Source organism: Glycomyces dulcitolivorans, assembly GCF_003265355.1.
GTDB lineage: Bacteria > Actinomycetota > Actinomycetes > Mycobacteriales > Micromonosporaceae > Glycomyces > Glycomyces dulcitolivorans.
In genome coordinates this window covers 372-9685 of the sequence record NZ_QFRW01000009.1, presented here as the reverse complement: position 1 = coordinate 9685, position 9314 = coordinate 372, and the positions used below count along the sequence as shown (strand labels likewise).

General features: G+C 72.5%; 8 protein-coding genes. 6 read left to right on the top strand and 2 right to left on the bottom strand.

Annotation, left to right across the window (positions count from 1 at the left end; translation table 11 throughout):
* Positions 1–35 precede the first annotated feature (35 nt).
* Both DI269_RS00105 and DI269_RS00100 read right to left on the bottom strand, forming a co-directional pair.
* Positions 36–404, bottom strand: a complete 369-nt coding sequence (locus DI269_RS00105) for a hypothetical protein (protein ID WP_112133146.1) — start codon at positions 402–404, stop codon at positions 36–38.
* A 200-nt stretch (positions 405–604) separates the two neighbouring features.
* Complete coding sequence (locus DI269_RS00100) at positions 605–1621, bottom strand: hypothetical protein (RefSeq protein WP_157974656.1); 1017 nt, start codon at positions 1619–1621, stop codon at positions 605–607.
* Positions 1622–1927: 306 nt separating this feature from the next.
* On the opposite strand from DI269_RS00100, the gene glnII reads away from it, so the two are divergent.
* The 6 genes from glnII to DI269_RS00070 form a co-directional block, all read left to right on the top strand.
* Positions 1928–2941 (top strand): glutamine synthetase, encoded by a 1014-nt coding sequence (gene glnII / locus DI269_RS00095; protein ID WP_112133147.1) that lies wholly within the window; start codon positions 1928–1930, stop codon positions 2939–2941.
* A 134-nt stretch (positions 2942–3075) separates the two neighbouring features.
* The gene (locus DI269_RS00090; RefSeq protein ID WP_112133144.1) at positions 3076–4746 is read left to right on the top strand and encodes an asparagine synthase-related protein; all 1671 of its coding nucleotides are present in this window, start codon (positions 3076–3078) and stop codon (positions 4744–4746) included.
* Between the two features lie 154 nt (positions 4747–4900).
* On the top strand, positions 4901–5638 hold the full coding sequence (locus DI269_RS00085) for a DUF6270 domain-containing protein (protein ID WP_112133143.1): 738 nt from the start codon (positions 4901–4903) through the stop codon (positions 5636–5638).
* A 112-nt stretch (positions 5639–5750) separates the two neighbouring features.
* Positions 5751–6485, top strand: coding sequence for a DUF6270 domain-containing protein (locus DI269_RS00080; protein WP_112133142.1), 735 nt, complete (start codon positions 5751–5753; stop codon positions 6483–6485).
* Positions 6486–6620: 135 nt separating this feature from the next.
* Positions 6621–7709 (top strand): class I SAM-dependent methyltransferase, encoded by a 1089-nt coding sequence (locus DI269_RS00075; RefSeq protein WP_112133141.1) that lies wholly within the window; start codon positions 6621–6623, stop codon positions 7707–7709.
* 191 nt (positions 7710–7900) lie between these two features.
* Positions 7901–9314, top strand: a 1414-nt coding sequence (locus tag DI269_RS00070; RefSeq protein WP_157974655.1) for a glycosyltransferase family 2 protein, incomplete at its 3' end; no start/stop codon positions are given.

Below are 9314 nucleotides of genomic sequence, written 5' to 3'. Positions count from 1 at the left end.
GGGCCGGCCGTGCGGCCGGCCCGGCCTGGGAAGTCCTACTCGTTCAGGTGGTCGTAGTTCAGGCACTGCTGGTCGAGCGACGGCGCGACGCCGACGTTCTGGCCGCAGATCTGCCAGTGGGCGGCGTCCGAGATGTCCAGGTTGCCCAGGGACACGTCGCCGGCGGTGACGCCGGACTGCGGGCCCTCGCCGATGTGGTCGCGGTTGTCGCAGACCTGGCCGAAGGACTGGGTCAGCACGTTCTGGCCGCAGATCTGCCAGTGCGCCGCCGAGGAGGCGTCGATGTTGACGAGGCTGACGGGGCCGGCGGTCACGCCGGAGTTGTTGCCGCCGGCCATCGCGGGGGCGGCGGAGAGAGCGGCGGCGCCGGCGGCGACGGCGGCAACGGTGAGAGCCTTGCGCATGAGTTGCGGTTTCCTTCTGGGTTGTGCGCCCGACCGTTCGGGCGGCTTACTTCGGATTTCCGTCGCCCCCTGCGGAGGCGGCGGTGACGGCCTGCCGCGCGTCGGCGCGCCGGAGGGCGACCGGGACCGTGGCCCCGGGCGCTGCCGGTGGGGAGATGCGAAGGCGGACTTCGTTCCCCGCGCGTCGACGCGCGGCGGCCCTAGTCTGGGGCGACGGACAGCTCGGCGGCGCGGTCCAACGGCCGCCCCAATTCCCCGATCACCGTGCGGGAGAGTGACACCTCTTCCCCCCCGGCGGACGGGGAGACGCAGACAGCGTTGTGGCCGCTGTCGACGCTGATACCGGCGGTCGAGCCAGTGGCTCCACCGGGGATGATCTTCAGGTCGGGAAGCGCGGGGCCGTGGTGTCCCCACGGCTTTGCGGCGGTGCGCGGCGTGCCGCGCACCTCTTCGACCTCGGACTGGCCCGTCCCCCGCGTGCCGTGATCGGCTGCGGAGCACTCGAAGGCGGCGGCCGGCCGGCCGCTGGGCGCTCCTCGGAGCGCCGCCGCCACCTCGCTGGAGTCGGAATTCGCCGCAAGTGTGGTGAAGCTCGGCTGTCCTGCGGCAGCGGCGAGGACGCTCCCGGGCGTCGTCGCGTCGCCGAGACGCAGGCCATCGGTCACCAGTCGCGCCCAGTCGCCGACCTGATCGGTCGGGGGCGCGACAGTCTCATAGACACCGGACACCACGGGGGCGGGGCGGTCCGCAATGGACGCCGTTCCCTGCACGAGGGTTCCCACCAGCGGTGCCACTACTTCGGCGGTGCCGTCTCCGACGGACTTGTCGTCCAGGTCGAGCAAGCCGGGTTCGGAGCCGCCCGGCAGCATGTGGTGCACGGCTGAGTCCGTCTCGTCCACCAGTGATCCCATCGGCTCGGAAAGGCCCGACACCAGCCCCGTGACCTCCCCCTGTCCCGCCGGCGTCCGATGTCCCTGCTGGTTCTGCGGGACCAGTCGCGCGGCCAGGCGCGACATGTCGGACACCTCTGCGGAGAGGGGGTCGGTCATCGCGGCAAGGCCCTGCGATGCTGCGGAATCGTCTGATGCCCAAGCGGAAGTCGCCATTGCGAAGGCCCCCAATAGCAGGGAGCCGAATGCTGTGAGCGCGGCGCCGAGGAGGAACCGGAGCACGCCGAGGCGGCGAGAGTACCCGCTGCCTTCCGCGATGCGTCCCATCGTCTCCCCCGTCGTCCTGAACCTGAGCGCGAGCGGTCTCGCCGCTCGCACCTGTATGAACGAGAACGGACCAACCGGGGATACGGGGTGAATCAGATTTTATTCCCTAAATAGGGCGAGAGGGACTCACAGCCCCTCACTGCTCACGCACAGCACCGGTTAACACACTGTTTACAAGTGATCAACGAGCGGGAAATTGCTTTTTGGGAGCGTGGCAGCACAGCCTCACGGCTCGACCCAGGGCATGCCTCCGGCCCGGTCCGAGCCCCCGAGCTGGACCGCGTCATGAAGAAGGGCTCCCACCTGATGGCCATCAAAGCCGAGTACATCTGGATCGACGGCACCGAGCCGACGGCCAAGCTGCGTTCCAAGACCAAGATCCTCGGAGCCGGCGAAGAGCCGCCGATCTGGGGCTTCGACGGCTCCAGCACGAACCAGGCCGAGGGCCACACCTCGGACTGCGTGCTGCGCCCGGTCAAGGTCGTTCCGGACCCGATCCGCGGCGGCGAGCACATCCTGGTCCTGTGCGAGGTCCTCGACATCGACTTCACCCCGCACCCCTCCAACACCCGCGCCGCCACGGCCGAGATCGCCGAGAAGTTCGCCGCCCAGGAGTCCTGGTTCGGCATCGAGCAGGAGTACACCTTCATGGTGGGCGACCGCCCCCTCGGCTTCCCCGAGGGCGGCTTCCCGGCCCCCCAGGGCGGCTACTACTGCGGCGTCGGCTCCGACGAGATCTTCGGCCGCGAGATCGTCGAGAAGCACCTCGACAACTGCCTCGCCGCCGGCCTCCCGATCTCCGGCATCAACGCCGAGGTCATGCCCGGCCAGTGGGAGTTCCAGGTCGGCCCCGCGTCCGCCCTCGAAGTCTCCGACTCGCTGTGGCTGGCCCGCTGGCTGCTGTACCGCACCGCCGAGGAGTGGAACGTCTCCGCGACGATCGACCCCAAGCCCGCCAAGGGCGACTGGAACGGCGCCGGCTGCCACACCAACTTCTCCACCAAGGCGATGCGCGAGGACTACGAGCCCATCATCGCCGCGTGCGAGGCCCTGGGCGAGAAGGCCGCCGAGCACATCGCCGTCTACGGCGACGGCATCGCCGACCGCCTCACCGGCGCCCACGAGACCGCCCACTACACCCAGTTCTCCTACGGCGTCTCCAACCGCGGCGCCTCGATCCGCATCCCGTGGCAGGTCGAGAAGGACAAGAAGGGCTACCTCGAAGACCGCCGCCCCAACGCGAACATGGACCCCTACCTCGTGACCGGCAAGATCGTCGACACGGCCTGCTCGGCCCTGGAGAAGAAGGGCCTGGTCTAGCACCGGCCCGAAGGACTCGCAGCAGGGCGGGGAGCCTCGGCTCCCCGCCCGCTTCCGTGCCCGGGGACTGGTAGATTCGCCGCCGACCGGCCGCCCTTCTGACGCCGGGCCCCACCCTCACCCGGGACGCCTTCATGCACACCTCTCCGCCCGAACACCGCCTCGACTTCCGGGCCCGCCCGTTCGCGTGCGGCGCGATCGGCGACGTGGACCGCTCGCTCCTCGACGAGCTCGCCGCGCAGGCGCCCGCGCGGGTCAGGACCGCCGTCGACGGCGACCGCCTGCGGCTGCTCGGATCGGGCCGCCTCCCGTCCTGGCGGGGCCGGGACCGCCGGGGCCGCTGGTGGGGTGCGCTCGCCGAGGGCCCGCCGCCGCGCACCTGGCGGGAGGCGTCCGAGGCGAGGCTCGCGGCGGGCGTCGAGACCGGCGACGACGGCGCCGTCGCGGTCCACACGGACGCGCTCGGCATGCAGGACCTCTACTACCGCCGGATCGGCGGCGCCGTCTACTTCGCGGGCCGCATCGAACCGCTGCTCGGCCTCGGCGACTCGAAGCTGCACGTCGACTGGGACGCCTGGGCGTCGACGCTCGCGCTGACCGGCCCCGTCGGCGACGCCACCCCGTTCGCAGAGGTCAAGCGGCTGCGCGCGGCCGAGGCCTGGGTGTGGCACGACGGGCGGCTGCGCCTGGAGTCGTTCGAGCCGTCGTGGACCTCGGTCGAGCCCGACCCCGGGTTCGGCCCGGCCGACGCGGTGGACGCGGTCGCGCAGGTGCTGCGGGCGCCGCGCCGGACCGTGCTCACGCTCAGCGGCGGCTGGGACTCGCGGCTGCTGGGTTCCCTGGCCGCCAAGCGGAACCGGCGGATGCGGGCCTGGACGACCAGTCCCGACGACGGGCTCGACCTCGACCTGGACTACGCGGGGCCGGTGGCCGAGGCGCTCGGCGTCCGGCAGCAGGTCCTCGTCCCCGGCGAGGACGCCTGGGCCGAGGACTACGCGGAGGTCCGCGAGCGGACCGCCTTCCAGACCACGCTCCACACCTGGCTCATGCCGCTGTGCCGGGAGCTGCACCGGGCGGGCGCGCCGGTCCTCGACGGCCTCGCGGGCGACGTGCTCTTCAAGGCGCTGCTCGCGCCCGCGGCGCCGGTTCCGGAAGGGAGCGAAGGCGTCCGGCTGATGTGGGAGGAGCTCGAAGGCGGGCGGCTCCGCACGAACACGCTGCTGCGGCCCGAGGTGCTCGGCGCCTTCACCGAGCGGAGCCTGCTCGGGTTCACGGCGGCGGCCGGCGGGTTCGCCGGGCACCACTCGGCCGCGACGCTCGCGACCCTGCGCACGCGGACCGCCAAATCGATCGCCCCCGCGCCGCTGTGGCTCATGGGGCCCGAGGTCGCCCTCGAATTCCCGTTCCTGCACCCCGAGGTCCTTGCGGCGGCGTTGCGGGTGCCCTTGGGGGACAAGATCGGCGGCGGGTTCTACCGGCGCATGCTCGCGGTCGCCGACCCGGCGGTCGCCGGTCTGCCGTCGACGAACGACCCGCTGCCCGAAGGCGTCCGGTGGAAGGCGCGCCGCCAGGCGAGCGCGGCGGCGCTCAAGGCGGCCACCGACCGCATCCGCGCCTCGGCGACCGTCACGGGGCTGTTCACGGCCGAGGCGCGGGCGCGCCTGCTCGAACCGGCGGACCTCGACCCGGCCCGGGTGAAGATGGCCCACGTGCGGGTCCTGCACTGGGCGAGCCTGTTCGCGCACTGGCTGGAGCGGTACGAACCGGTCCTCGCCGACGACGGGTCGTGGGGTTCCGCGGACTGACCGGATCGGCACGTCCGCTTGAGATCCTCCACTTTGTCCAATTGAGCGCTATCGCCCGGGTTCGTGGCGGTCGGTGGGAGATGGGCCTGTTATAGTCGACCGAGCCCCGTATGAATGACTCTCGTATATTTCCTTGGCAGGAAGCGACAGGCTCATGACCCCCGAACCACTGCGCTACTCGATCCTCGGCACCTGCGTCACCCGGGACGCCGCCGACGTCGGCCGTGCCCCGCTGGGCAGGCCGGTCCGGTACTTCTCGCGCACCCGCATCCAGAGCGTCGTCTCGACGCCGACGCCGATCGACCCGGCCGAGATCTCGACCGAGAACGCCTTCAACCGGCGGGTCATCCTCAACGAGCACCGCAAGACCGCCGCGCAGGCGCTCCCGCGGCTCGACCACCCGCTGGTGGTCGACCTCGGCGACGAGCGGCTCCGCATGGTCCACACCGGGCACGGCATCGTGACCGCCACCAGCGCGTTCAAGAAGGACTTCCTGGGCCGCAGCGGCCAGCGGAAGGTCAAGGAGGACACCGAGCTGCGCGCCGACGGCCCCTTCGCCGAGGCGTGCCACCGCTTCGCCGCGCTCCTGCGTCCCGACCAGCGGGTCATCGTGCACCGGACGTTCTGGGCCGAGCACGAGGCCGACGGCTCCCCCGTCGGGCGCCTCGCCGAGTCCCAGCGGCACAACGCCTGGCTGTTCCCCGCCTACGACCTCTTCATCCGCGCGCTCGGCCCGCGGGCGGCCGTCGTCTCGATGCCCCAGGAGCTGCGGGTCCCCGACCCGTACAACCGCTGGGGCCACGAGCCGTTCCACTTCGTTCCCCAGTACCACGAGTACCTCGCCGCGCAGATCCGCGCGCTGCTGACCGTTCCCGCGCACGCGCGCGTCTGAACCGCCCCACCCGGCACCGGGGCGGAGCCGCGCCCGGATCACGCGCCCCACTGAGCGGATACAATCCCACTGGACTCGAAACGAACCAGTGCTTGACAGGAGCCGCACGCCGATGACGGTTGCACCGCCGACGTACTCGCTCGTCGGCTCGTGCGTCACCCGGGACGCCGCCGACCTCGGGCGAGATCCGCTGCCGCCGCCCGTCCACTTCTTCTCCCGCACCAGGGTCCAGAGCCTGGTGTCGGCGCCGACCCCGATCGACCCGGGCGAGGTCGCCCTCGACTCCGCGTTCCAGCGCAGGGTCATCGAGGAGGACCACCGCAAGACCGCCGCGGAGGTCCTCCCCGACCTCGACCACCCCGTGGTCATCGACCTGATCGACGAGCGCTCCCCGCTGGTGCGCACCGGATCCGGCATCGTGACCGCGTCGAGCTACTTCAAGCGGACGCGCCTGGCGAAGCGCAAGGGGACCACCCCGGTCCCCGAGGACCACGACCTCGCCGAGCACGGCCCGTTCGCCACCGCCTGCCGGCGGCTCGCGTCCCTGCTCCCGCAGCAGCCGGTCGTCGTCCACCGCGCCTACTGGGCCGTCCGGGACGTCGAGGGCCGCCCGCTCGCGGAGGCCGAGCGGGGCAGGGCCGTCAACCACTGGCTCGAACGGGCCTACACGACCCTCGAATCCGCGCTCGGGGACCGGGCCGTCCGCGTCGAACCCGACCCCGGGCTCCTCGTCGCCGAGCCCGACCACCGCTGGGGCCTCGCCCCGTTCCACTACGTCGAGGACTACTACGACGACCTCTCCAGCAGGCTCCGCGAGGCGCTGCCGGGCCCTGTCGGACTCGGCTGAGCAGTCCTCGGGTGCTTGGATAGGATCGGCTCGCAGGCACGCCGGACCGGCGGGCGGCGGCCCCGCGCCCGACCCGGACCGCGGCCGCGGAAGCACCACCCTCGACCACTCCTCAGCACGAGTTAGGCGATCACCATGAGCTTCCGGATCCGCGCCGCCCTCGCCGGGATCGCGGCCCTCGCCGCCGCGGCCGCCGCCGGATACGCCCTCGGAGGCGCGCCCCTCGCCGGGTACGCGCTGTTCTCAACCGCACTGGCCGGGGCCGCACTGCTCCTGTGGCGCCAGTCCCGCCGGGCCCAGGCCGAGGAGCGGCGGCGGCACGCGGCCGTCGCGAACCTCGGCGACAAGGTCGCCGTGCTCTCCCGGCGCGTCAAGCGCCTCCAGGAGTCCCAGGAGCAGGGGCAGCGCCACCTCGCCGAGCGCATCGACGCCACGTACGCCCGCATCCGGCAGGTCCCCGGCGACACCCGCCGCCTCGTCCGCGAGGACGACAAGACCGAGCGGGTCACCGCGGCGATCGCGGCGGTCCGCGAGGACGTCGAGGCCATCCCGCGCATGACCCGCCGCCTCGTGCGCGAATGGAACCGCATCGTCTACGCCGAGGTCGAGGACCTCACCGCCCTCTACCGCGACATCGAGCCCGACCGGGCCCTGCCGCCGATGCACGGCTGGGCGGCCGGCGCCGACCTCGCCCGCTACCTCTACCGCGAGGTCGCCGAGTTCGGCCGCTCCAGCGTCCTCGAATGCGGCTCCGGCACCTCGACGGTGATCCTGGCCTACGCGTTCCGGGCCCGCGGCGAAGGACGCGTCGTCGCCCTGGAGCACGACCCGAGGTTCGCCGCCGCCACGCGGCAGCTCATCGAGGAGCGCGGCCTCGCCGACTGGGCCGAGATCGTCGACGCGCCGCTCGCCGACGTCGGCGTCGGCGACACCGCCTGGCGCTGGTACGACCTCGAATGCATCCCGAAGGGCCCCTTCGACCTCCTGCTCGTGGACGGTCCGCCCGCGTCGGTCGGGCCCGAGGCCCGGTACCCCGCCGTGCCCCTCCTCGTCGACCGCCTCGCCGAGGACGCGCTCGTCGTCCTCGACGACACCCGCCGCCCCGACGAGCGCGCCATCGGCGAGCGCTGGGCCGACGAGATGGAGGGGTTCACCCTCGAATCGCTCGGCCACGACCACGGCACCCTGGTACTCAAGCGCGGCGGGGACGCCCCGCCCGCATAGCCCGTCCAATTCCGCATCACTTGAAACCGAAGCGCCGTTTTCATGCGAATCCGGTGGTCGCGGGGGGCACAACGCACCTCACCAGTCGCAATCGGATTGGTGGTTGCGGGTAAAATTCATGTATCACCCCTCCCGCGCCCCCAGCCGCCATCGGGCCGGGGGCAATCTCTTGCGATCGGAACAGGACGAGCATGGCCTCCGCCACCCTTGCCGAGTACCTCGACTCGGCGCTGCCGCACGTCGCAGGCCGTTCCGGCTCCGGCGCCGTGCTCGACAACGCCTTCCGGTTCCGCTCGCGGACCGGCCGGATGCTCCTCGCGGCCCTCGCCGCCCCCAGGCGGCGCTCCGCGGACGGCTACACCGGGCTCGACGCCGCCGACGCCTCCGAACTCAACCTCGCCGCGTACTGCGACCTCGCGTACGCGCTCGCCGCGCAGCCCCTCGACGACGGCGACCACCGCGCCGCCCTCGCCATGTACGCGCGCGCGCAGCGAATCCTCGGCGCCGCGGTCCCCGAGCGCGACCAGATCGCCCACGTGCGCCTCGCCGCCCTCCACGGCGACACCGCGCTCCTCGAATCGCTGCGCCGCACCTACGGCCGCGTGCCGAAGACGTGGTGGAAGGCCGCCGAGTACGCCGTCCTGCGCGCCGCCGGTCCCGCCGACACCGGGCGCTGGCTCCCCGCGTTCCTCGACTTCGCCGGCTGGCGCGACCTCGAACTCGCCGAGAGCGGCCCCGAGGACAACCTCCTCGCCCGCCTCGTCCCCAAGCGCGCGAAGGCGATCGAGGACGGCCCGCTCGTCTCGGTCGTCATGACCTGCTTCCGGCCCGGACCCGAGCTCCTGACCGCGGTGAAGTCCGTGCTCGGCCAGACCTGGAGGCGCTTCGAGCTGCTGCTCGTCGACGACGCCTCCGAACCGGAGTACGACGCCGTCCTCCTGGAGGCCGCCGGGCTCGACGAGCGGGTGCGGCTGCTGCGCCAGCGCGTCAACGGCGGCACGTACCGGGCCCGGAACCGGGCCATGGGCGTCGCCGCGGGCGCGTACACGACCGGGCTCGACTCCGACGACTGGGCGCACCCGCGCTGGCTCGAACGGCAGATCGCCCCGTTCCGGGCCGAACCGGACCTGGTCATGACCGTCGCCGAGGGCATCCGCTGCACCGCGGACCTCGAACCCGCGATCTCGCCGGTCCTGCGCCTGACCGAGCCGCGGTCGACCTCGATCATGTACCGGACCGCGGCGGTCCGCGAGCGCATCGGCTTCTACGACACCGTCCTCAAGAGCGGCGACACCGAGTTCAAGCTCCGCATCCAGCGGCACTTCGGCCGCCACCGCGTCCGCCTCATGTACGGCGACTTCCTCACCGTCGTGCGCCAGCGCGAGGGCTCCCTGTCGGACGGGGACGTCTCCGCCACCTGGGTGACGCCCGACCGCTTCGCGTACAACAGCGCGTTCCGCCAGTGGCACAAGCGCATCCAGCAGGGCAAGGAGAAGTCCCTGCTGCCCGCGTCCGCCCCCGTTCGGCCGTTCCCGGCGCCGCGGGCGCTGCTCGAACGCGGCGTCGAGGCCGACCGCTTCGACCTGGTCGTCGCCGCGGACTGGC

Coding starts and splice junctions, on each gene's coding strand:
- DI269_RS00105 (WP_112133146.1), bottom strand. CDS start 404: ATGCGCAAGGCTCTCACCGTTGCCGCCGTCGCCGCCGGCGCCGCCGCT.
- DI269_RS00100 (WP_157974656.1), bottom strand. CDS start 1,621: ATGGGACGCATCGCGGAAGGCAGCGGGTACTCTCGCCGCCTCGGCGTG.
- glnII (WP_112133147.1), top strand. CDS start 1,928: ATGGCCATCAAAGCCGAGTACATCTGGATCGACGGCACCGAGCCGACG.
- DI269_RS00090 (WP_112133144.1), top strand. CDS start 3,076: ATGCACACCTCTCCGCCCGAACACCGCCTCGACTTCCGGGCCCGCCCG.
- DI269_RS00085 (WP_112133143.1), top strand. CDS start 4,901: ATGACCCCCGAACCACTGCGCTACTCGATCCTCGGCACCTGCGTCACC.
- DI269_RS00080 (WP_112133142.1), top strand. CDS start 5,751: ATGACGGTTGCACCGCCGACGTACTCGCTCGTCGGCTCGTGCGTCACC.
- DI269_RS00075 (WP_112133141.1), top strand. CDS start 6,621: ATGAGCTTCCGGATCCGCGCCGCCCTCGCCGGGATCGCGGCCCTCGCC.